At 47.0% G+C, this 23,347-nt stretch carries 21 protein-coding genes and 2 tRNA genes; 21 read left to right on the forward strand and 2 right to left on the reverse strand.

Translation table 11 applies throughout. The features are described 5' to 3' along the window. Nucleotides 1-100: 100 nt before the first annotated feature. From rplU to cgtA, 3 genes are all read left to right on the forward strand, one after another. Nucleotides 101-409 (forward strand): 50S ribosomal protein L21, encoded by a 309-nt coding sequence (rplU, locus tag NXS07_RS03755; protein ID WP_012986964.1) that lies wholly within the window; start codon nucleotides 101-103, stop codon nucleotides 407-409. A 20-nt stretch (nucleotides 410-429) separates the two neighbouring features. Then, a complete protein-coding gene (gene rpmA, locus NXS07_RS03760; protein ID WP_012986965.1) occupies nucleotides 430-687 on the forward strand; it encodes a 50S ribosomal protein L27 in 258 nt (85 codons plus the stop codon). A gap of 129 nt (nucleotides 688-816) precedes the next feature. Then, complete coding sequence (gene cgtA, locus NXS07_RS03765) at nucleotides 817-1,995, forward strand: Obg family GTPase CgtA (protein WP_038191659.1); 1,179 nt, start codon at nucleotides 817-819, stop codon at nucleotides 1,993-1,995. A gap of 59 nt (nucleotides 1,996-2,054) precedes the next feature. Here the strand turns inward: cgtA and dacB are convergent, their stop codons facing one another. Then, a complete protein-coding gene (gene dacB, locus NXS07_RS03770) occupies nucleotides 2,055-3,503 on the reverse strand; it encodes a serine-type D-Ala-D-Ala carboxypeptidase (RefSeq protein ID WP_038223016.1) in 1,449 nt (482 codons plus the stop codon). A 274-nt stretch (nucleotides 3,504-3,777) separates the two neighbouring features. On the opposite strand from dacB, the gene greA reads away from it, so the two are divergent. Continuing rightward, entirely contained in the window at nucleotides 3,778-4,254 is a 477-nt protein-coding gene (gene greA / locus NXS07_RS03775) for a transcription elongation factor GreA (RefSeq protein ID WP_038191663.1), read from the forward strand. Between the two features lie 154 nt (nucleotides 4,255-4,408). Here the strand turns inward: greA and yhbY are convergent, their stop codons facing one another. Continuing rightward, complete coding sequence (gene yhbY, locus NXS07_RS03780; RefSeq protein ID WP_012986969.1) at nucleotides 4,409-4,702, reverse strand: ribosome assembly RNA-binding protein YhbY; 294 nt, start codon at nucleotides 4,700-4,702, stop codon at nucleotides 4,409-4,411. 134 nt (nucleotides 4,703-4,836) lie between these two features. On the opposite strand from yhbY, the gene rlmE reads away from it, so the two are divergent. From rlmE to NXS07_RS03860, 17 genes are all read left to right on the forward strand, one after another. After that, entirely contained in the window at nucleotides 4,837-5,466 is a 630-nt protein-coding gene (gene rlmE, locus NXS07_RS03785) for a 23S rRNA (uridine(2552)-2'-O)-methyltransferase RlmE (protein ID WP_038184648.1), read from the forward strand. Nucleotides 5,467-5,514: 48 nt separating this feature from the next. Continuing rightward, a complete protein-coding gene (gene ftsH / locus NXS07_RS03790; protein WP_038191666.1) occupies nucleotides 5,515-7,431 on the forward strand; it encodes an ATP-dependent zinc metalloprotease FtsH in 1,917 nt (638 codons plus the stop codon). A gap of 119 nt (nucleotides 7,432-7,550) precedes the next feature. Further along, a complete protein-coding gene (gene folP / locus NXS07_RS03795) occupies nucleotides 7,551-8,408 on the forward strand; it encodes a dihydropteroate synthase (protein ID WP_038223015.1) in 858 nt (285 codons plus the stop codon). 35 nt (nucleotides 8,409-8,443) lie between these two features. After that, nucleotides 8,444-9,781 (forward strand): phosphoglucosamine mutase, encoded by a 1,338-nt coding sequence (glmM, locus tag NXS07_RS03800; RefSeq protein WP_038184656.1) that lies wholly within the window; start codon nucleotides 8,444-8,446, stop codon nucleotides 9,779-9,781. 178 nt (nucleotides 9,782-9,959) lie between these two features. Then, on the forward strand, nucleotides 9,960-10,298 hold the full coding sequence (secG, locus tag NXS07_RS03805; protein ID WP_038218749.1) for a preprotein translocase subunit SecG: 339 nt from the start codon (nucleotides 9,960-9,962) through the stop codon (nucleotides 10,296-10,298). A gap of 98 nt (nucleotides 10,299-10,396) precedes the next feature. Beyond that, nucleotides 10,397-10,486, forward strand: a tRNA-Leu gene (locus NXS07_RS03810). Between the two features lie 57 nt (nucleotides 10,487-10,543). Further along, nucleotides 10,544-10,620, forward strand: a tRNA-Met gene (locus NXS07_RS03815). 223 nt (nucleotides 10,621-10,843) lie between these two features. Further along, nucleotides 10,844-11,296 carry a ribosome maturation factor RimP gene (rimP, locus tag NXS07_RS03820; RefSeq protein WP_038184663.1) on the forward strand — a complete coding sequence of 151 codons (453 nt, stop codon included), beginning with the start codon at nucleotides 10,844-10,846 and terminating at the stop codon, nucleotides 11,294-11,296. A 21-nt stretch (nucleotides 11,297-11,317) separates the two neighbouring features. After that, the gene (gene nusA / locus NXS07_RS03825) at nucleotides 11,318-12,826 is read left to right on the forward strand and encodes a transcription termination factor NusA (protein ID WP_038191671.1); all 1,509 of its coding nucleotides are present in this window, start codon (nucleotides 11,318-11,320) and stop codon (nucleotides 12,824-12,826) included. A gap of 25 nt (nucleotides 12,827-12,851) precedes the next feature. Further along, on the forward strand, nucleotides 12,852-15,626 hold the full coding sequence (infB, locus tag NXS07_RS03830; RefSeq protein ID WP_038223010.1) for a translation initiation factor IF-2: 2,775 nt from the start codon (nucleotides 12,852-12,854) through the stop codon (nucleotides 15,624-15,626). A 66-nt stretch (nucleotides 15,627-15,692) separates the two neighbouring features. Next, the gene (gene rbfA, locus NXS07_RS03835) at nucleotides 15,693-16,103 is read left to right on the forward strand and encodes a 30S ribosome-binding factor RbfA (protein ID WP_038191675.1); all 411 of its coding nucleotides are present in this window, start codon (nucleotides 15,693-15,695) and stop codon (nucleotides 16,101-16,103) included. Next, a complete protein-coding gene (gene truB / locus NXS07_RS03840; protein ID WP_038191677.1) occupies nucleotides 16,103-17,050 on the forward strand; it encodes a tRNA pseudouridine(55) synthase TruB in 948 nt (315 codons plus the stop codon). Before rbfA ends, truB begins: the two co-directional genes overlap by 1 nt. 206 nt (nucleotides 17,051-17,256) lie before the next feature. Next, nucleotides 17,257-17,526, forward strand: a complete 270-nt coding sequence (rpsO, locus tag NXS07_RS03845; RefSeq protein ID WP_012986980.1) for a 30S ribosomal protein S15 — start codon at nucleotides 17,257-17,259, stop codon at nucleotides 17,524-17,526. A gap of 249 nt (nucleotides 17,527-17,775) precedes the next feature. Further along, nucleotides 17,776-19,920, forward strand: coding sequence for a polyribonucleotide nucleotidyltransferase (pnp, locus tag NXS07_RS03850; RefSeq protein WP_038191691.1), 2,145 nt, complete (start codon nucleotides 17,776-17,778; stop codon nucleotides 19,918-19,920). 129 nt (nucleotides 19,921-20,049) lie between these two features. After that, the gene (gene nlpI / locus NXS07_RS03855; protein ID WP_038191679.1) at nucleotides 20,050-20,934 is read left to right on the forward strand and encodes a lipoprotein NlpI; all 885 of its coding nucleotides are present in this window, start codon (nucleotides 20,050-20,052) and stop codon (nucleotides 20,932-20,934) included. Between the two features lie 106 nt (nucleotides 20,935-21,040). Next, complete coding sequence (locus NXS07_RS22530; protein WP_489686875.1) at nucleotides 21,041-21,115, forward strand: hypothetical protein; 75 nt, start codon at nucleotides 21,041-21,043, stop codon at nucleotides 21,113-21,115. After that, on the forward strand, nucleotides 21,105-23,102 hold the full coding sequence (locus tag NXS07_RS03860; RefSeq protein WP_258086191.1) for a DEAD/DEAH family ATP-dependent RNA helicase: 1,998 nt from the start codon (nucleotides 21,105-21,107) through the stop codon (nucleotides 23,100-23,102). The genes NXS07_RS22530 and NXS07_RS03860 overlap by 11 nt, the downstream gene beginning before the upstream one ends. Nucleotides 23,103-23,347: the final 245 nt, after the last annotated feature.

Below are 23,347 nucleotides of genomic sequence, written 5' to 3' on the forward strand. Positions count from 1 at the left end.
CTTCGAATCGGTTTTTGCGTAGAATTCGCGCCCTATTGTGAATATTTTATAGCGCGCTCTGGAAAGACATTTTAGGGGGTGCGCGGAAAGCGGAGTTTATATGTACGCAGTTTTCCAAAGTGGTGGTAAACAACACCGAGTAAGCGAAGGTCAGACAATTCGCTTGGAAAAGCTGGACATCGCAACCGGTGAAACTGTTGAGTTTGACCAGGTTCTGATGGTCGCTAATGGTGAAGATATCAAGATCGGCGCTCCAGTAGTTGAAGGCGTTAAAGTTAAAGCTGAAGTTGTTGCTCATGGCCGTGGCGAGAAAATTAAAATCGTTAAGTTTCGTCGTCGTAAACACAGCCGTAAGCAGCAGGGCCACCGTCAGTGGTTCACTGATGTTAAAATCACTGGCATCGCTTAAGATTTTAGGAGAGCAGATTAATGGCACACAAAAAGGCTGGCGGCTCGACTCGTAACGGTCGCGATTCTGAAAGCAAACGTCTGGGTGTAAAACGTTTTGGCGGTGAGTCTGTTTTGGCAGGCAGCATCATTGTTCGTCAACGTGGTACTAAATTCCACGCAGGCAGCAACGTAGGTTGCGGCCGTGACCACACCCTGTTCGCATTAGCTGACGGAAAAATTAAATTCGAAGTTAAAGGTTCAAAAAATCGTAAGTTTATCAGTATCGTAGCTGAATAAATTTTTTGAGTCTAAATCGAATCGGAAGCCCTGCAATGTGTGTTGCGGGGCTTTTTATATTCTGGATTACGCCATCTCTGGGTACAGCAGCCATCCAGCTTTACGGTGGTTATCCTACGGAGAAAAGTGATGAAATTTGTAGATGAAGCCAGCATACTGGTTGTAGCGGGAGATGGTGGCAATGGTTGTGTCAGCTTCCGTCGAGAAAAATATATTCCAAAAGGTGGGCCAGACGGCGGTGATGGTGGTGACGGCGGTGATGTCTATCTGCTGGCAGATGAAAATCTCAATACGCTGATTGACTACCGTTTTGAAAAATCCTTCCGTGCTGAACGTGGTCAAAACGGACAAAGCCGTGGTTGTACCGGTAGACGTGGCCAAGACATTACCATCAAAGTACCAGTAGGAACCCGTGTGCGCGATATCGCGACTGGGGAAGTCCTTGCGGATATGGTGCGTCATGAGCAGCGTCAGATGGTTGCCAAAGGGGGATTTCACGGCCTTGGTAATACCCGCTTTAAATCTTCTGTTAACCGCGCTCCTCGCCAAAAAACGATGGGGACGCCAGGTGAAAGCCGTGAGCTGATGCTGGAACTGATGCTGCTGGCAGACGTGGGAATGTTGGGGATGCCAAATGCAGGTAAATCCACCTTCATTCGCTCTGTTTCGGCGGCGAAACCTAAAGTGGCGGATTATCCATTTACGACACTGGTGCCAAGCCTTGGCGTCGTGCGGATGGATAACGAGCAAAGCTTTGTCGTGGCAGATATTCCCGGTTTGATCGAAGGTGCGTCAGACGGTGTGGGCTTGGGTATTCGTTTCCTGAAACATTTGGAGCGTTGCCGTGTCTTACTTCACTTAATTGATCTTTGCCCGATCGATGAATCTGATCCGGTTGAAAATGCCCGTATCATCATTAAAGAGCTGCACAAATACAGCGAAAAACTGGCAGAAAAACCGCGTTGGCTGGTATTCAATAAAGTCGATTTAACCGATCCGGAAGAAGCTAAACAGCGGGCAAAAGCTATTGCTGATGAGCTTGGCTGGGAAGGCGACTATTATATGATTTCGGCGATAAATCGTCAGGGTGTGAAAGATCTTTGCTGGGACATCATGGAATTCATGAAAACTCAGCCTCGCCATATGGACGTGGAGGAAGAAGCCCAGCCGGAAAAAGTTGAATTCATGTGGGATGATTACCATAAGGAACAGTTACAACAATCATCTGATACGGATGTTGACGATGATTTGGATGATGACTGGGATGAGGGAGACGAAGAAGGCATTGAGTTTATTTATAAACACTAGATCTTCACTCCTGATGTACTAGAATGACAAAAGGGCGCTTTTTAAGCGCCCTTTTTCGATCAATGATTTTGGTATAACGATTTATATAAATGGCTTTCGAAACGAGCCAAAGGAACACGGCGGGTACGTTGAGCGTCAGGTAAAACAGAATAAGAAGAGATAAACTGGACAAAGGCGATCTGCTGTCCGCTGGCTGCGGTAATAAAGCCCGCAAGATTATAAACCCCTTGCAGTGACCCTGTTTTTGCAAAGACTTGACCATTTACACCTGCTTCATGGAGTCCCGGACGATAGGACAGGGTACCGTCATAACCTGATTTTGGCAGCATGGATATAAAATCGAGATCATCATTGTGCTGCGCGATAAATTGCAAGATTTCCATCATGGTTGCTGGTGTGATTAAATTGTGACGTGAAAGGCCGGAACCATCAACCATGACGGTACTGCCTAGATCAATGCCTGCTTTTTGTTTCAGTATCTGACGAATGGCATCAGAACCAGTCCGCCATGTTCCGGGTACGTTAAAATAGCGATGGCCGAGGGTGCGAAAGATGGTATCGGCAATCATGTTATCTGACTTTTTCAGCATGATTTTGAGCAGATCATGTAATGGAACAGATTCATTCAAAGCGAGAATCTTCTCTGGTTGCTCAGGATTCGATTGGCGCCGTAGATGGCCTTTTAGCTCAATGTCAGCGATGTGCAGTTCATTTTTCAAAATAGCACCCACATAACTTGCTCCATTCTGGATGGCGAATGCCAGTGGCAGTGGTTCACTGCGCTGTGTCAGACAGCCTGTCAGAGTAAATCGGTTTAATTCACCTGAGGTAACATCCAGCTCACAGTATTTTGCTTCTGGAGAGCCTTTAGACAGCGTTTTTACTTCACTGAATATACTGACAGGATAAAAAGAAGGAACGCGGACAAACGCCAGTTCACCGGGTTGTTCTGAACTATACAGCGAAACAGAAAAGCAGTTTTTATCGACAATTGCGGCGGCTGGAGGTGCACTGAAGCATTGGGTCATGTCATTCCATACCCAACCCGGAGCTTTATCATGGCTTGAGAAAATTGAACTGTCTATGATGAGATCGCCATCAATCTGTTTTATGCCGGATTGTTTCAACGTTTCTACCATATTGCGCAGTTGCGAACGTGTCAGGGTTGGATCACCAACAAAGCGAGCAGTTAGGTTGCCTCTCAATATCCCATCTGAAATATCAGCATTACTTTCCAGTGTGGTGATAAAACGGTAATCCTTGCCAAGCTGTAACAAGGCTGCCAATGCCGTCACAATTTTCTGAGTACTGGCAGGTAATGCCAACTGCTGCCCATTATAATCAAATAAGGACGTTTTTGAGCCGATTTTCTGGGCAATAAATGAGAAGTCAGTTCCCGCAGGCAAATATTGAGCATCTTCTTCTATTGAGGACGCATTTGCGCTGAAAATGCCCAGGCTAAAACTGAGCATACAAGCTATTTTGCTGGTAATTTTTAAAAGAGCCATAGATCTCGCATATGAAGGTGGAAGTATTCTAATAATATTTACATCAATAATACTAAGGTGCAATTCAGGTAAAAGTAAACGATGATCCATCATCAACTCTACGTTAGAATAATAGATTAGCAGGCAAAATAGGTATGTGAACTTCAGGGTATACTGTAGTTTGCTCTCCTTTTATTGTCTGGAGACCCGCCTGATAAGGTGTGCTCATTGTGCTGTTATTGCAAAAATCAGGAAGATGTTGTTTGGGTTTAGGATTGATTTAGAGGTTTGATAAATGAAACAAATTCCGATGACGGTACGTGGCGCGGATAAATTGCGCGAAGAATTAGAAAATCTGAAAAATGTACGTCGCCCTAAAATTATTACCGCAATCGCTGATGCGCGTGCGCATGGTGATTTGAAAGAAAATGCGGAATATCATGCTGCTCGTGAGCAGCAAGGGTTCTGCGAAGGCCGTATTCAGGAAATCGAAGCTAAACTTTCCAATGCGCAGGTGATTGATATCACGAAGATGACTAATAATGGTCGTGTGATCTTTGGGGCAACGGTAACGGTATTGAATGTGGGTTCTGATGAAGAGCAGACTTACCGTATCGTGGGTGACGATGAAGCGAATATCAAAGAGAACCTGATTTCGGTGAATTCACCCATTGCTCGTGGGCTGATTGGTAAAGAAGTGGATGATGCTGTTGTGATCAGTACGCCAGGCGGCAAAGTGGAATATGAAGTTCTGAATGTCGAGTATCTCTGATGTTGGGAAACAGTTTAATCTTGCCTGTGAGGGTGAGAAACTGTTACAGAGAAATCGTGGCAAGCGGCCATTATGCTGATATGGAAATAAAAAAGGCCTGAGATGGCCTTTTTTATCATGGTAGATATGGCACTTTTGTATAAATATGCTGTGATTATTTCGGTAAACTAATCCTGCGTTCTTTCGATGGACGGTAGAGAACTAGCATTTTCCCAATGATTTGCACATTATATGCACCAGTTTCACGAACAATCGCTTCAGCGATCAAAGTTTTGATTTCACGGTCTTCGCCTGCAACTTTGACTTTGATAAGCTCGTGATGCGAAAGAGTTTGCTCGATTTCAGCCAACACGCCTTCAGTCAGCCCGTTGTTACCAATCATAACGACAGGTTTTAATGAATGAGCGAGACTTTTCAGGTATTGCACTTGTTTCTTGTTAAGAGTCATCGTTTTTTTGCTTATGTTGGGATTGAAAACGGCCTATTCTACCGCCATCTCGTATCTATCACCATAAAAGTATGGCGTGATTTGATAGGAGAGTGCAAAAATATAGCTCTCTATTCGTATAGTTGGAAAGAACAATGGCCAATAAAAAACGCTCAGCAAGCTCCAGTCGCTGGTTACAGGAACATTTTAGTGATAAATATGTTCTTCAGGCGCAGAAAAAAGGGCTTCGCTCTCGTGCTTGGTTTAAACTTGATGGGATACAGCAAAGCGACAAAATCTTTAAACCGGGTATGACCGTTGTTGATCTAGGCGCTGCTCCGGGAGGGTGGTCTCAATACGTAGTCAGTCAGATTGGTGATCGTGGGCGGGTGATTGCCTGCGACCTTTTACCAATGGATCCGATTGTTGGAGTCGATTTCCTTCAAGGCGATTTTCGTGATGAACTTGTATTGAAAGCATTGCTTGAGAGAGTGGGTGATAATAAAGTCCAGGTCGTCATGTCGGATATGGCTCCCAATATGAGTGGAACCCCCGCGGTCGATATTCCTCGATCCATGTATCTGATTGAGTTAGCGTTAGGTATGTGTCGTGATGTGCTGGCCCCTGGCGGTAGTTTTATCGTTAAAGTGTTTCAGGGAGAAGGCTTTGATGAATACCTGAGGGAAATACGCTCCCTTTTTACGAAGGTTAAAGTTCGTAAACCAGAAGCTTCGCGGGCACGATCGCGTGAAGTATACATTGTAGCGACAGGGCGGAAACTGTAGTACCCTGACTACTATTTGTTAACACAGTTGTAATATGAGGTTAATCCCTTGAGTGACATGGCGAAAAACCTGATTCTCTGGTTAGTCATCGCAGTTGTCTTGATGGTATTGTTCCAGAGTTTTGGTCCTGGCGATTCTAGCGGTCGCAGGGTAGATTACTCTAATTTCATCAGTGAGTTATCTCAGAATCAAGTGCGAGAAGTACGTATATCGGGTCGTGATATTGATTACAGTAAGAAAGACGACGGTAAAAAATACAGCACTTACATGCCAATTCAGGATGAGAAGCTGCTGGATACTCTACTGAATAAGCAGGTGAAAGTTGTTGGTGAACCACCAGAACAACAGGGTCTGCTTGCGACTCTCTTTATTTCCTGGTTCCCAATGCTATTGCTGATTGGCGTCTGGATATTCTTTATGCGCCAAATGCAAGGTGGTGGCGGTAAAGGGGCGATGTCTTTTGGTAAGAGCAAAGCTCGCATGTTGACAGAAGATCAGATTAAAACCACGTTTGCGGATGTTGCTGGCTGCGATGAAGCAAAAGAAGAAGTGGGAGAACTGGTGGAATATCTGCGTGAACCTGGCCGTTTCCAGAAACTGGGTGGTAAGATCCCGAAAGGTATCTTAATGGTTGGTCCTCCTGGTACAGGTAAAACGTTGCTGGCAAAAGCCATCGCAGGTGAGGCTAAAGTGCCTTTCTTTACCATTTCCGGTTCTGACTTCGTTGAAATGTTCGTTGGTGTGGGAGCTTCCCGTGTTCGTGATATGTTTGAACAGGCGAAAAAATCCGCGCCTTGTATCATCTTCATCGACGAAATTGATGCTGTAGGTCGTCAACGTGGTGCTGGTCTGGGTGGTGGACACGATGAGCGTGAACAGACACTGAACCAGATGCTGGTTGAAATGGATGGTTTCGAAGGTAACGAAGGCATCATCGTTATTGCCGCAACTAACCGTCCTGATGTGCTGGACCCTGCATTGCTGCGTCCGGGTCGCTTCGACCGCCAAGTCGTTGTTGGCCTGCCAGATGTTCGCGGTCGTGAGCAGATTCTGAAAGTGCATATGCGTCGTATCCCGCTGGATACCGACGTTGACGCTTCCATCATTGCTCGTGGTACACCAGGTTTCTCTGGTGCGGATCTTGCGAACCTTGCGAACGAAGCTGCCTTGTTTGCCGCTCGTGGCAATAAGCGTGTTGTTTCCATGGTGGAGTTTGAAAAAGCAAAAGATAAGATCATGATGGGTGCAGAACGCCGTTCCATGGTCATGACGGAAGAGCAGAAAGAATCCACGGCTTATCATGAAGCAGGACACGCCATCATTGGCCGTCTAGTACCAGAACATGATCCTGTTCATAAAGTCACGATTATTCCTCGCGGTCGTGCGTTGGGTGTGACTTTCTTCCTGCCAGAAGGTGATCAGATCAGCGCGAGCCGCCAGAAACTGGAAAGCCAGCTTTCAACATTATACGGTGGCCGTTTGGCAGAAGAAATTATCTACGGTGTAGACAGTGTTTCTACTGGCGCATCCAACGATATTAAGGTGGCGACATCCATTGCCCGTAACATGGTGACACAGTGGGGCTTCTCGGAAAAACTGGGCCCACTGCTGTATGCGGAAGAAGAAGGCGAAATCTTCCTTGGCCGTTCGGTTGCTAAAGCGAAACATATGTCGGAAGATACTGCGCGTTTAATTGATCATGAAGTGAAAGCTATCGTCGATCGTAACTATCAACGCGCCCGTAAAATTCTGATGGATAATCTGGATATCCTGCATTCGATGAAAGATGCGTTGATGAAGTATGAAACCATTGATGCACCTCAGATTGATGACTTGATGAATCGAACAACAGTACGTCCACCAGCAGGTTGGGAAGGTGACAACAATAATGGCGGTAATAACCGTCATAATACGTCATCCCCGCAGCAGACTGTGAAACCTGCGGATGGTAATCCAACCGCATAACGCAGTTAACAACCTTTATCAAATCAAGGGCAATTACAGGCTGTTGCCCTTGGATTTGACAGACTGTACTTATTAAACCCCAGGTCTTCCTGGGGTTTTGACATTAAGGCCCCCTAGCGATGAAACTGACAGCCAGAGGCAGTGTCCTCGATCTTTCCCGTCCACAAGTGATGGGGATTCTGAACGTTACTCCTGATTCTTTTTCAGATGGAGGCAATCACAATACCTTTGATGCCGCGCTGCGGTACGCAGCCACCATGATCGAGGAAGGTGCAGCCATTATTGATGTGGGTGGAGAATCGACACGCCCTGGTGCCGTGGATGTGAGTGAGCAGGAAGAACTGGATCGCGTTGTCGCCGTGGTTGAAGCATTGGCGCAGCGCTTTGATGTATGGATCTCCATCGATACCTCAAAAGCCATAGTGATGCAGGAATCTGCTAAAGTCGGTGCTCATATGATCAATGACATTCGTTCGTTGCAGGAGTTTGGTGCACTTGACGCAGCGGTAAAGACGGGATTGCCTGTTTGCCTGATGCATATGCAGGGACAGCCCTGCACGATGCAGGCAGAGCCATACTACGAAGATGTCGTTTGGGAAGCCAAAACATTTTTGACGAGGCAGATTGATCGCTGTGGTGCGGCAGGCATCGCAAAAAACAAACTGATCATTGATCCAGGCTTCGGCTTCGGGAAGAACTTATCGCATAATTATCAGCTATTGGCTCATTTGGAAGAATTCCATCATCTTGGCTTGCCTATTCTGGCTGGAATGTCACGCAAATCGATGATTGGCCAATTGCTTCATGTACCACCGCAGGAGCGTGTGACAGGAAGCATCGCCTGCGCTGTGATTGCAGCGATGCAAGGTGCCCAGATTATCCGTGTGCATGATGTAAAAGAAACTGTACAGACAATGCAAATTGTTCAGGCAACACTGTCAGCGAAAAACACACTGGCTGCCAAGAACACGCTGTGAGCAAAGAACACGTTCAGCAAAGGAAGAAAAAATTTATGAGTAGCCGTAAATATTTTGGTACTGATGGTATTCGTGGCAAAGTGGGTGATAGCCCAATTACCCCTGATTTTGTTTTGAAACTCGGTTGGGCTGCGGGAAAAGTACTGGCGCGTCATGGTTCTCGCAAAATTATCATTGGTAAAGATACGCGTATTTCCGGCTATATGCTGGAGTCTGCTCTAGAAGCAGGGTTGGCAGCAGCGGGTCTATCGGCATCTTTTACTGGCCCCATGCCAACACCGGCTGTGGCCTATTTGACACGTACTTTCCGCGCAGAAGCGGGAATTGTCATTTCAGCCTCTCACAATCCTTACTATGACAACGGTATTAAATTCTTCTCTATCGATGGAACCAAACTGCCTGATAATGTTGAAGAAGCCATTGAGGCTGAAATGGAAAAACCACTGACCTGCGTAGAGTCTGCTGAGTTGGGGCGTGCCAATCGGATTGTTGATGCGGCTGGTCGTTACATTGAATTCTGTAAAGGCACATTCCCGAGTGAACAAAGCCTGAATGGATTGAAAGTTGTATTGGATTGTGCCAATGGGGCAACCTACCATATTGCCCCGAACGTTCTCAGAGAACTGGGTGCGAATGTTGTGACCATTGGCTGTGAGCCGAATGGCATCAACATTAATGAAGAGTGTGGTGCAACAGATGTTCGCCTGTTACAGAAGCGGGTACAGGAAGAGCAGGCTGATGTTGGTCTGGCATTTGATGGTGATGGTGATCGCATTATCATGGTTGATCATCTGGGACAGAAAGTGGATGGAGACCAGATCCTCTATATCATCGCGCGTGAGGCATTGAGACAGGGGCAACTGCGCGGTGGTGCGGTTGGTACTCTGATGAGCAATATGGGGCTGGAATTAGCGCTTAAACAGCTTGGTATCCCATTTGAGCGAGCAAAAGTGGGCGATCGCTACGTACTGGAAAAATTGCAAGAAAAAGGTTGGCGTCTGGGAGCGGAAAATTCCGGCCATGTGATTTTGCTGGACAAAACCACGACTGGCGATGGCATTGTGGCAGGATTGCAGGTACTGAGCGCAATGGTACGGAATAATATGAGCCTGCATGATTTGTGCAGCGGCATGAAACTTCTGCCACAAATTCTGGTAAATGTCCGTTTTACGGGTGACAACGATCCTCTGCAATCAGAGCCTGTGCTAGAAGCCGTTAAATCGGTTGAGGCTGAATTGAACGGCCGTGGTCGAGTACTGCTACGTAAATCGGGTACAGAGCCACTTATCCGTGTGATGGTGGAAGGTGAAGATGAAGAATTGGTCACTGCATTGGCACACCGTATTGCTGATGCCGTGAAAAAAATAGGATGATTTGTTGATTTTTTCTTCGATCAACGCCAGTATTTGAAATTAACCTTGCTTGTCTGAAACGCTTTGGTTAGTATTCACACCCGCTCAATAAGTTAATTTTTCTAATTATGAGCGGGTGATGCAGTATAACGTTGCTACAGAATTGTGGTAAATCCCCACGAGAAAACGGGTACGACATATGTATGAAGCTCTTTTAGGTGTATTCTTGCTGGCTGGTCTTGGAGTGATTGCTCTGGTTCTGCTACAGCAGGGTAAAGGTGCTGATATGGGTGCTTCTTTCGGTGCGGGTGCGTCTGCAACACTGTTTGGTTCATCGGGCTCTAGTAATTTTATGACCCGTATGACGGCTGTTTTCGCTACATTGTTTTTTGTTATCAGTTTGATTCTGGGTAACATGACCAGTAACCGAACTGGTTCAGACAGTAAGTGGGAAAATCTTGCTGAGCCTGTAAAAGTTGAAAAACAAGCAGAAGTACCAGCGTCGCCAGTAAAACCAAATAGTGATATCCCACAGTAATTTTCAGTAAAAGAATTAAAATGGAGTTGTTAGTTTAACCAGGTTGTTAGTTTAAGTAGTAAGAAGCGACAGGTTGAAATAACAGTTTTATAATCAGTGCCGAGGTGGTGAAATTGGTATACACGCTACCTTGAGGTGGTAGTGCCTAAACAACGGGCGTACGGGTTCAAGTCCCGTCCTCGGCACCATAATCTAGAAACTTGCGTTTTTAGTATTATCAGCGTAAGATTTGCCACGTTTTCGAACGCGGGATGGAGCAGCATGGTAGCTCGTCGGGCTCATAACCCGAAGGTCGTCGGTTCAAATCCGGCTCCCGCAACCACTTCTTAACAACATGTACCTTTTCAAGAGTCATAATTCAGCAGCCATAGAGATATCGATCCTGATTTGAAAGGTTGTTTTGATAGGTATAAAAGAAGTTGGTTGAGACCACTGGCAGTAAACAGGGTCCAGTTGCATAAAGCCCCGAGTATCGGGGTTTTTTGTTATTTGACAGCAGAACTACTGGGCTAATATAGCCCTTTTTTTATGTCTTGGGGGTGGGCTTGTCCACATTAGAGCAAAAATTAACAGCGATGATTTCAGCACCAGTTGAAGCTTTGGGGTTTGAATTAGTGGGCCTGGAGTTTATCCGTGCACGTGTATCAACACTGCGGGTCTATATCGATAGTGAGGAGGGTATCACTGTTGATAATTGTGCTGATGTGAGCCACCAGGTCAGTGCAGTACTCGATGTCGAAGATCCGATCTCAGTGCTTTATAACCTGGAAATATCTTCACCAGGACTTGAACGTCCACTGTTTAAGGCTGAACATTACCAGCGTTTTATGGGTGAAGAAGTTAGTCTGGTTTTACGTATGGCAATGCAGAATCGCCGTAGATGGCAAGGTATTATCAAAGTTGTCGATGGTGAAATGATTACGGTTACGGTGGATGGAAAAGACGAAGTGTTCGCACTGAGCAACATCCAGAAAGCGAACCTGGTACCCCACTTTTAAAGTTCGGATGAGGCAACTAGGATGAATAAAGAAATTCTGGCTGTTGTGGAAGCGGTTTCTAATGAAAAATCTCTCCCCCGCGAAAAAATCTTCGAAGCATTAGAAATTGCACTGGCGACAGCCACCAAGAAAAAGTATGAGCAGGAAATCGACGTTCGTGTTTGCATCGATCGTAAATCCGGTGATTTCGATACCTTCCGTCGTTGGGTGGCGGTTGATGAAGTAACCCTGCCAACCCGCGAAATCACGCTGGAAGCTGCAAAATATGAAGACCCAGAAATGGAACTGGGTGGTTATATTGAAGATCAAATTGAATCAGTAACTTTTGACCGTATCACGACCCAGACCGCAAAACAGGTTATCGTACAAAAAGTACGTGAAGCTGAACGTGCGATGGTGGTTGATCAGTTCCGTGAGCAGCAGGGTGAGATCGTGACTGCTCAGGTCAAGAAAGTGAACCGTGAGAATATTACCCTTGATTTGGGTAATAACGCTGAAGCGGTCATTTTACGTGAAGATATGTTGCCACGGGAAAACTTCCGTCCAGGTGACCGTGTGCGTGGTGTCCTGTATGATGTTCGTCCAGAAGCTCGTGGTGCACAGCTTTTCATCACCCGCTCTCGTCCTGAGATGTTGGTTGAGCTGTTCCGCATTGAGGTGCCTGAGATTGGCGAAGAGATCATTGAGATTAAAGCAGCCGCCCGTGATCCAGGTTCTCGCGCGAAAATCGCAGTAAAAACCAACGACAAACGTATCGATCCAGTTGGTGCCTGCGTAGGTATGCGTGGTGCGAGGGTACAGGCCGTTTCCAGCGAACTGGGCGGTGAAAGAATTGACATTGTGCTGTGGGATGATAATCCTGCACAGTTTGTCATTAATGCAATGGCTCCGGCGGATGTTGCATCTATCGTAGTTGATGAAGATAACTGCACGATGGATGTTGCCGTGGAAAACAGCAATCTTGCTCAGGCGATTGGCCGTAATGGTCAAAACGTCCGCCTGGCGGCACAACTGCTGAAAAAACATCGTGGTGATGACAAGTGGGAACTGAACGTCATGACTGCGGAAGAGTTGCAAGCAAAACATCAGGCAGAAGCACATGCTTCTATTGATACATTTACCAAGCATCTCGACATTGATGTAGATTTCGCCACCGTATTGGTCGAGGAAGGCTTCTCTACGCTAGAAGAACTGGCTTATGTGCCAATCAATGAACTTCTGGCAATAGAAGGCCTTGATGAGGAAACCGTTGAAGTTCTTCGTGAACGTGCAAAAGCGGCCTTGACGACGCTGGAACTGGCTCAGAAAGAGAGCCTTGGTGATCAGCAACCTGCCGAAGATTTATTGAATTTATCTGGCATGGATCGTACTTTGGCGTTTAACCTGGCTGCCCATGGCATCTGTACTCTGGAAGATCTTGCCGAGCAGGGTATCGACGACTTATCTGATATCGAAGGACTGAGTGATGAGAAAGCAGGAGAACTCATTATGGCAGCCCGTAATATCTGTTGGTTTGGCGATGATGCATAAATAAACTGTAGCAGGAAGGAACAGAATGACAGAGGTAACCGTAAAATTACTGGCAGAAGAGATCCAGACATCGGTTGAACGCCTGATCCAGCAATTCGCTGATGCTGGCATTCAGAAAACCGCAACTGACTCTGTTTCCCAGAGAGAAAAAGAATCTTTGCTGGCACACTTGAACCGCGAACAAGGTGGTTCTGGCGGCCAGCCAGGTAAATTGACACTACAGCGTAAGACTCGCAGTACACTAAACGTTCCTGGCACCGGTGGCAAAAGTAAATCGGTAGCGATTGAAGTCCGCAAAAAACGCACATATGTGAACCGTGATGCGATTGAACAATCTCAAACGGAAGAACAGGCGAAGCGTGAAGCGGAAGAGCAGGCTCGGCGCGAGGTAGAAGAAAAGGCGCGGCTTGAAACTGAAGCGAAAAAATTCGCGGAAGAGCAAGCTAAACGTGATGCTGAAGAACAGGCAAAACGTGAAGCAGCAAAGAGCGCTCAACGTGAAGCAGAAGAAAAAGCTAAACGCGAAGGGGTTGAAATGACTCAGCGTGAGGCGGCGGAAAAAGAAAAAGTGACTAAGCAACATACCGAAAACAAACCAAAATCAGTTCAGACTGAGCCTGCCGTGCAAAGTGAAAAAGCACGCCGTGAAGCCGAAGCAGCAGATTTAAAACGCAAAGCTGAAGAAGAGGTGCACCGCAAAGTTGAAGCGGAAGCGAAACGTGTCGCGGAAGAAGCGCGTCGCATGGCAGAAGAAAATAAAGATAAATGGTCAGAAACCGCTGAACCCAGCGAAAGTACTGATGATTATCACGTAACCACTTCCCAACACGCCCGTGCTGCGGAAGACGAAAATGACGCTAAAGTTGAAGGCGATCGCCGTACCCGTAGCCGTGGCGGCAAAGCTACCCGCCAGAAGAAGAATAACAAACATTCTGAATCGAAAGCTGATCGCGAAGAAGCACGTGCAGTCGGCCGTACCAAAGGCAAACAGCGTAAACCGAGTACCTTACAGCAGAGCTTCACCAAGCCAGTTGCCGCGGTTAACCGTGATGTTGTGATTGGTGAAACCATTACCGTAGCTGAACTAGCCAACAAGATGGCGGTCAAAGGTTCCCAAGTTATCAAGACCATGATGAAGATGGGCGCAATGGCGACCATTAATCAAGTTGTTGATCAGGAAACCGCACAGCTAGTTGCTGAAGAAATGGGGCACAAAGTTATCCTGCGTCGTGAAAACGAACTGGAAGAAGCGCTGATGAGCGATCGTGACACAGGTGAAACGCTAGCTGAATCACGTGCGCCTGTTGTTACCATCATGGGTCACGTTGACCACGGTAAAACCTCACTGCTGGACTACATTCGTTCTACTAAAGTAGCTTCTGGCGAAGCAGGTGGCATTACCCAGCATATCGGTGCGTACCATGTACAAACTGAAAAAGGTATGATCACCTTCCTTGATACCCCAGGACATGCTGCGTTTACTTCTATGCGTGCTCGTGGTGCCAAGGCGACGGATATCGTAGTTCTGGTTGTCGCAGCGGATGATGGCGTGATGCCTCAGACCGTGGAAGCCATCCAGCACGCCAAGGCAGCTAACGTACCTGTTGTTGTTGCTGTGAACAAAATCGATAAGCCAGACGCAGATCCAGATCGCGTCAAGAATGAACTGACACAATACGGTATCATTCCTGAGGAATGGGGTGGTGAAAACCAGTTCATGAACGTTTCTGCTAAAGCAGGTATCGGTATTGATGAATTGCTGGAATCTATTCTGCTACAGGCTGAACTGCTTGAACTGAACGCTGTGCGTACTGGTATGGCTAATGGTGTGGTCATTGAATCCTTCTTGGATAAAGGCCGTGGCCCAGTTGCAACCATTCTGGTTCAATCAGGTACTCTGAATAAGGGCGACATCGTCCTGTGTGGCTTTGAATATGGCCGTATCCGTGCGATGCGTGACGAACTTGGCTTTGAAGTCATGTCTGCTGGCCCATCCATTCCAGTCGAAATTCTAGGTCTTTCCAGCGTACCGTCAGCGGGTGATGAAGCGACTGTGGTACGTGACGAGAAGAAAGCTCGTGAAGTGGCCTTGTACCGTCAGGGTAAATTCCGCGAAGTGAAACTGGCTCGCCAGCAGAAATCTAAACTGGAAAACATGTTTGCTAACATGGAAGAAGGTAAGGTATCTGAACTGAACATCGTTCTGAAAACCGACGTTCAGGGTACATGTGAAGCGATCTGCGACTCACTGCTGAAACTGTCTACTGATGAAGTGAAAGTGAAAATCATCGGTTCTGGTGTCGGCGGAATCACTGAAACTGATGCGACTCTTGCCGCAGCGTCTAACGCAATCATTCTGGGCTTCAACGTCCGTGCGGATGCTTCTGCACGTCGTATTATTGAAAGCGAAAGTGTTGATCTGCGTTACTACTCCGTTATCTATAGTCTGATTGATGAAATCAAACAGGCAATGAGTGGTATGCTGGCGCCAGAATACAAACAGCAGATCATGGGTCTTGCAGAAGTCCGTGATGTCTTTAAATCACCGAAGTTTGGTGCTATTGCTGGCTGTATGGTGACAGAAGGCTCCATCAAGCGTAATAATCCTATCCGCGTCCTGCGTGACAACGTGGTTATCTACGAAGGTGAGCTGGAATCCCTGCGTCGCTTTAAGGATGACGTTAACGAAGTCCGTAATGGTATGGAATGTGGTATCGGTGTGAAGAACTACAATGACGTCCGTGTTGGTGACATGATTGAAGTCTTTGAAATTATTGAAATCAAACGCTCCATCGTTTAATACCATCATAGATTCATTCCATTCTTGGGGGGCTTTATGCCCCCCAAAATGTCAGGAGATAAAACAATGGCAAGAGAATTCAGTCGAACTCAGCGCGTTGCACAGGAAATGCAAAAAGAAATTGCCATCATTTTACAGCGCGAAGTTAAAGATCCCCGTATCGGTATGGCAACAGTCTCTGGTGTTGAGGTTTCTCGTGATCTGGCTTATGCCAAAGTATTTGTAACTTTTCTGAATGTGCTGGTCGAAGGACAAGATTCGGAGATGGTCAACGGGGGCATTAAGGCCTTGAATGAAGCTTCTGGTTTTATTCGTTCCTTGCTGGGCAAAGCTATGCGTCTGCGTGTTATCCCCGAACTCACGTTCTCTTACGACAGCTCTCTGGTAGACGGAATGCGCATGTCGAACCTTGTTACTAAAGTCGTGAAAAACGATGAGCAGCGTCGTGTTTCTGCGGATCACAACGAGGAAAAGTGATGGGGCGTCGTCGTAGGGGCCGTGCGATACACGGCGTATTGCTGCTGGATAAGCCGCAGGATATTTCCTCTAATGATGCGTTACAGAAAGTAAGGCGGATCTTCAATGCCAGCAAAGCGGGCCATACGGGGGCACTAGATCCACTGGCTACCGGAATGCTGCCAATTTGCCTTGGTGAAGCGACCAAATTTTCCCAGTTCCTGCTGGATTCTGACAAACGCTATCGGGTAATTGCCCGTTTGGGACAGCGCACAGACACTTCGGATTCACATGGAAAAATCATTTGTGAACGTGAAGTGCAGATCACCCAGCCCCAGCTTGCAGCCGCATTGGATACATTCCGTGGTGATACCATGCAGGTTCCTTCCATGTATTCTGCGCTGAAACATCATGGAAAACCGCTGTATGAATATGCCCGTCAGGGAATTGAAATTAAGCGGGAAGCGCGTCCGATTACTGTTTACGAATTGCAGTTCATTCGCTGGGAAGGTGATGAGCTAGAGCTGGAAATACACTGTTCCAAGGGAACGTATATCCGTACCATCATTGATGATTTAGGCGAGCTATTGGGCTGTGGTGCGCATGTGATTTATCTGCGCCGTTTGCAGGTTGCCAATTATCCCACTCATAGAATGGTGACACTGGAACAGTTGCATGAATTAAAAAAACAATCTGAAGAGCAAGAGATTGATGCGGGAGAATTGCTCGACTCATTGTTATTGCCAATGGATACAGCGGTTGCACATTTTCCAGTCATTCAGTTGGCATCAGTTGTTGCTGCTTATTTTAAGCAGGGGCAGCCAGTTCGCAGTAAACACAGTTTAACGTCCGGTGAATGGGTGCGAGTCACTGAAGGGGATGAAAACAAATTCATCGGCATCGCAGTAATTGATGATGATGGTCTGGTAGCTCCGCGTCGTCTGGTGGTAGAAACAGAACAACTATAAAAACCAATCGCATAAATTGTGTGTGGTTTAAAACAGGCAATTTGGCATAGATAAGAAACAGACAAATTGTACTGGAGCATGGAAATGGTGATCACTGGGCTGTCTTGCGCTTCACCTATTTGCAGCGTAGAATAGCGCGTCTATATATGAGTTGCTGAATTAGAGATTGGCACTCATGATTTTTAATTTATATTTGGAGTTATACTATGTCTCTAAGTACTGAAGCAAAAGCGCAAATCGTTGCTGAGTTTGGCCGTGGCACTAACGACAGTGGTTCTAGCGAAGTTCAGGTTGCCCTGCTGACCGCTCAAATCAACCACCTGCAAGGCCACTTTTCAGAGCACAAAAAAGATCACCACAGCCGTCGTGGTCTGCTGCGCATGGTTGCACAGCGTCGTAAGCTACTGAACTACCTGAAGCGTAAAGATCTTGCACGTTACACTGCACTGATCGAGCGTCTGGGACTGCGTCGCTAATTGATGAGTTTCAGTGAAAAGGGGCCTAATAGGGCCCCTTTTCTTCTAGGAAGCGAAGCGGGAAGCGGAACGTTAAAAACTTAAGTTCTGTTTCTGAAATTTTAACCTCTTCCGCTACAGGGACTCGCGCGGCTAATGAGAGTGCTTAAGGGAATTAAGTGTTGTCATTAGTCGTGAGGGTGTAGCAAAAAGAGAATGTCTATTGTTGCTGATATTTAGAGTCGGCAACACTAACCAAGGAATATGATTTTGCTGAATCCGATTGTTCGTAAATTCCAGTATGGTCAGCATACCGTGACCATTGAAACCGGCATGATGGCTCGTCAGGCGACAGCGGCCGTTATGGTAAATATGGATGACACTGCGGTATTTGTTACCGTTGTTGGCCAGAAAAAAATGAAAGCAGGTCAGAATTTCTTCCCACTGACCGTTAACTATCAGGAGCGTACCTACGCTGCTGGTCGTATTCCAGGAAGTTTCTTTCGCCGTGAAGGCCGTCCAGGTGAAGGTGAAACCCTTGTTGCCCGTTTGATTGACCGTCCTCTGCGTCCACTGTTCCCAGAAGGTTTTCTGAACGAAGTTCAAATCATCGCGACAGTTGTTTCTGTTAATCCACTGGTGAACCCTGATATCGTTGCCATGATTGGTGCATCCGCTGCACTGGCACTGTCAGGCATTCCATTCAATGGCCCAATTGGTGCTGCACGCGTCGGTTACATCAACGATCAATACGTGTTGAACCCAACCAGTGATGAACTGAAAAACAGCCGTTTAGATTTAGTGGTTGCGGGTACAGCAGGCGCGGTACTGATGGTCGAATCTGAAGCGGAGCTGCTGACTGAAGAGCAGATGCTGGGTGCCGTTGTCTTTGGTCACGAACAGCAGCAGATTGTGATTGATCACATCAATGCATTAGTTGCTGAAACGGGTAAAGATAAGTGGGACTGGGCACCAGAATCTATCAACCAGCCACTGCATGATCGCGTTGCTGAACTGGCAGAAAGCCGTCTGGGTGATGCTTACCGTATTACCGAAAAACAGGAACGTTACGCTCAGGTTAATGCCATCAAAGAAGAAGTTTCTGCGATTATCGTTACAGAAGCAGCAGAAAAAGGTGTTGAACTGGAAGGATCAGAAGTTCTTGACGTGCTGTCTGTTCTGGAGAAAAACGTCGTTCGTGGCCGTGTCCTGCGTGGTGAGCCTCGCATTGACGGCCGTGAAAAAGACATGGTTCGCGCGCTGGACGTTCGTACTGGTGTACTGCCACGTACTCACGGTTCATCCCTGTTCACCCGTGGGGAGACTCAGGCGTTGGTTGCAGCGACACTGGGTACTGAGCGTGATGCCCAAGTTATTGATGAACTGATGGGCGAGCGTGCCGATCGCTTCTTGTTCCATTACAACTTCCCTCCGTACTCTGTTGGTGAAACGGGTATGGTCGGCTCACCAAAACGTCGTGAAATTGGTCACGGTCGTCTGGCGAAACGTGGTGTTCTGGCTGTAATGCCAACCGCCAACGAATTCCCATATACTATTCGCGTAGTTTCTGAAATTACCGAATCTAACGGTTCTTCTTCTATGGCTTCTGTCTGTGGTGCTTCACTGGCACTGATGGATGCTGGTGTACCCATTAAGGCTGCGGTTGCTGGTATCGCTATGGGTCTGGTGAAAGAAGGGGATAACTTTGTTGTTCTGTCTGATATTCTGGGTGACGAAGATCATCTGGGTGACATGGACTTTAAAGTCGCGGGTAGCCGTGATGGTATCAGCGCATTGCAGATGGATATCAAAATTGAAGGTATCACCAGCGAAATCATGCAGGTTGCTCTGAATCAAGCCAAAGGTGCTCGTCTGCACATTCTTGGCGTGATGGAACAGGCTATCCAAAGCCCACGCAATGATATCTCTGAATTTGCGCCACGCATCCACACTATTAAGATCAATCCAGACAAAATCAAAGATGTGATTGGTAAAGGCGGTTCAGTGATCCGTGCGCTGACAGAAGAAACTGGCACAACCATCGAAATCGAAGATGATGGTACTGTGAAGATTGCAGCCACTGACAGTGATAAAGCCCATCACGCTATCAGACGTATCGAAGAGATTACTGCTGAAGTTGAAGTTGGCCGCATTTATAATGGTAAAGTGACCCGTATTGTTGACTTCGGTGCGTTCGTTGCTATTGGTGGTGGCAAAGAAGGTCTGGTACATATTTCTCAGATCGCAGACAAGCGTGTTGAGAAAGTGACAGACTATCTGCAACTCGCTCAGGAAGTGCCTGTCAAGGTACTGGAGATCGACCGTCAGGGCCGTATTCGTCTGAGCATGAAAGAAGCTGTGACCAATACCACTACCGATGAAGCACTACAATCACCGGAATCATCAGTAGAATAAATTTGACGTAAAGAACGGCGTCCTGTAAAAAGGGCGCCGTTTAGTCAATTTTGGGCAGGACGCCTGAAATATACAATGTGGGTGGAGTAACAGGGCATTCTGATTAATGTCTGACTTCGGGAGTAGGAAATGAATTCTTTTCTGCGCTGGTGTTATGTTGCGGTTATCTTTCTCCTTGTGGGATGCAGCAGCACTGGATGGCGTAAAAATGAAATGATTGCTATTCCATTACAACCGACATTGCAACAAGAGGTCATCCTGGCTCGTATGGAACAAATACTTGCCAGTCGCTCGCTTACGGAAGATGAGTATGCACAGCTTTTATATGAGAGAGGTGTGCTGTATGATAGCCTCGGGCTGAGGGCATTGGCGCAGAATGATTTTTCAGTGGCTTTGTCTATCCGTCCTGATATTCCCGAAATTTTCAATTACTTAGGGATTTATTTTACGCAGGCAGGCAATTTTGATGCTGCCTATGAAGCGTTTGATTCTGTTTTAGAGCTTGATCCAACTTACAACTACGCGCGAATGAATCGCGGCATTACACTGTATTATGGTGGCCGCTATCGTTTAGCGCAGGATGATCTGCAGGCGTTTTATCAAGACGATCCAAATGATCCCTTCCGTTCGTTGTGGTTGTACCTTGTGGAAGATAAAATCGATCCCAAGGTTGCAATGACCAATTTGTCACGCCATTTTGACAAAGCGAACCGGGGGCTATGGGGCTGGAATATTGTTGAGTTCTATTTAGGCAAAATCAGTGAGAAAACACTGATGGATCGCCTGAAGGAGAATTCATCAGATAACACTTCGCTCGCTGAGCATCTCAGTGAAACTGACTTCTATTTAGGTAAGCATTACCTAAGTCTGGGGGATGAGGATAACGCGGTTGCGTTATTCAAGCTGACGGTAGCTAACAATGTCCATAATTTTGTTGAGCACCGCTATGCATTGTTGGAATTAGCGCTGCTAGGCCAGAGACAAGATGACCTATCGGAATCGAACCAACAATAGCTGACGAACATTTTCATGACAGATTTTTAAGTCCACATCTTGATAGGTGGGGGCTTGTTTGTTCGTTTAATAACATAATTTGAGCCAGTTCACATTTTAAATGAAAATGACAGAAATTCTTTTCACTGTGTTATGTAGACTGGCCGCCACGATTAATGAGGCACCATTACATGACCACTGAGACTGAAATCTCTTTTGCTGATTTAGGTTTATCAGCACCTATTCTTGCTGCACTGGGAGACATGGGCTATGAGAAGCCTTCCCCTATCCAACAACAATGTATTCCTCACCTGTTAAACGGTCGTGATGTGCTGGGTATGGCACAGACCGGTAGTGGTAAAACTGCAGCATTTACCTTGCCTTTGCTGCACAACATTGATGCTGAGCTTAAAGCTCCACAGATCCTTGTGTTAGCGCCAACCCGTGAACTGGCGGTACAGGTTGCTGAAGCATGTTCAGAGTTCTCCAAGCAAATGCGTAGTGTAAACGTTGTTGCACTCTACGGTGGACAGCGTTACGACGTACAATTGCGTGCACTGCGTCAAGGGCCACAGGTTGTGGTAGGCACGCCGGGTCGTCTGCTGGATCACCTGAAGCGTGGTACTTTGGATCTGTCCAACCTGAAAGGTCTGGTACTGGATGAAGCCGACGAAATGCTGCGCATGGGCTTTATCGAAGATGTTGAGAACATCATGAGCCAGATCCCTGCTGAGCACCAGACTGCCTTGTTCTCAGCAACTATGCCTGAAGCGATTCGTCGTATTACTCGTCGTTTCATGAAGGATCCACAGGAAGTTCGTATTCAGAGCAGTGTTACTACTCGTCCAGATATCAGCCAGAGCTACTGGTCTGTACATGGCGTGCGTAAAAACGAAGCACTGGTACGTTTCCTTGAAACAGAAGATTTTGACGCTACGATTATTTTCGTGCGTACCAAAAATGCAACGCTGGAAGTAGCAGAAACCCTGGAACGTCATGGTTATAACTCTGCGGCATTGAATGGTGACATGAATCAGGCGCTGCGTGAGCAGACACTGGAACGTTTGAAAGATGGCCGTTTGGATATCCTGATTGCGACAGATGTAGCGGCTCGTGGTCTGGATGTTGAGCGCATCAGTCTGGTCGTGAACTACGATATCCCAATGGATGCGGAATCATATGTACACCGAATCGGCCGTACTGGTCGTGCTGGTCGTGCTGGCCGTGCTCTGCTGTTTGTTGAAAACCGCGAGCGTCGTCTGCTGCGTAACGTTGAACGTACCATGAAACTGACCATCCCGGAAGTTGAACTGCCGAATGCAGAACTTCTGAGCCAGCGTCGTCTGGAGAAATTTGCGGCTAAGGTTCAGCAGCAACTGGAAAGCAGCGATCTGGATCAGTATCGTGCACTGTTGTCTAAACTGAGCACTAACGATGAGCTGGATATGGAAACGCTGGCAGCGTCATTGCTGAAAATGGCACAGGGTGAGCGCCCACTGATTCTGCCACCAGACCCAGTTCGTCGTCCTCGTCGTGAATTCAATGATCGTGATGACCGTCGCCGTGATGGTTTCGTCAGTCGTGAAAGAAATGACAGAGGTGACAGAAACGACCGTGGCGACCGTGCTGACAAAGGTGACCGTGGCGACAAAAGTGATCGTCCGCGCCGCGAACGCCGTGACGTAGGAGACATGGAACTGTACCGTATTGAAGTGGGTCGTGATGATGGTGTTGAAGTGCGTCACATTGTTGGTGCAATCGCCAACGAAGGTGATATCAGCAGCCGTTATATCGGTAACATCAAGCTGTTCGCTACTCACGCCACCATTGAGCTGCCAAAAGGAATGCCGGGGGATTTATTGTCTCACTTCACACGTACCCGCATCCTGAACAAGCCACTGAATATGCAGTTGATGGGTGATGCACAACCGTTTGAACGTCGCGAACGTCGTGGCGGTGGTAGTGGTCGTACTGGTAACGGTAGCAACGGTAGCAATAGCGGTAATGGTAGCACTGGCGGTAACGGTAGCAACAGCGGTAATGCTCCACGTCGTGATCGTGAAGGCTTTGGTAATGGTGGCCGTCGTTTTAGCACTGAACGCCGTGGCGATCGCGCTAATTCCCGTGGCCGCAGTGGTGATGAGAGCAATAGCGCACCACGTCGTCGTCAAAACAGCGGCAACGCATAAGCTTATAAGACAAAGTGCATTGAAATAATGCCTTGAAGATAAAGCCCCTTTTCCTAATAGAGAAGGGGCTTTTTAATATTGAAGTAACATTAACATTTAGATTTCATCAATACCCATCAGCTTATGTTCAGCACATTCTTGGCCTCGACATCTGAAAGTAAGCGCTCACTTTGATGAATGACGACTTTCTTTGTTCTGGCTTGAAAGCCACCATGAACCATTTCTAACAGCACACGTTCTTCTAC

This window comes from Xenorhabdus bovienii, from assembly GCF_024721015.1.
GTDB lineage: Bacteria > Pseudomonadota > Gammaproteobacteria > Enterobacterales > Enterobacteriaceae > Xenorhabdus > Xenorhabdus bovienii.